The following is a 289-nucleotide window of genomic DNA, read 5'->3' on the forward strand; positions in this document are numbered from 1 at the left end:
CTTAGCCTGGATTTAAGGACCTTAGCCGATGGTCTGGGCTCTTTCCCTCTCGACTACGAAACTCATCTCCCGTAGTCCGACTGCCATGCTCTGGAGTACCGGCATTCGGAGTTTGATTGGGTTCGGTAAGCGGTAAGCCCCCTAGCCCATCCAGTGCTCTACCTCCGGTACTAAACGCATGACGCTAGCCCTAAAGCTATTTCGGGGAGAACCAGCTATCTCCGAGTTCGGTTGGCATATCACCTCTACCCACAGCTCATCCCCTAATTTTGCAACATTAGTAGGTTCG

General features: G+C 52.6%; 1 rRNA gene (cut by a window edge). It reads right to left on the reverse strand.

Going from position 1 to position 289, the window contains the following annotated elements:
* Positions 1 to 289: ribosomal RNA gene (locus tag ACQY6C_RS14960) — 23S ribosomal RNA — on the reverse strand (its annotated part continues 249 nt past the right edge of the window); the annotation flags it as partial.

Source organism: Altererythrobacter sp., from assembly GCF_050299635.1.
In the GTDB taxonomy this organism is placed as follows: Bacteria; Pseudomonadota; Alphaproteobacteria; order Sphingomonadales; family Sphingomonadaceae; genus Erythrobacter.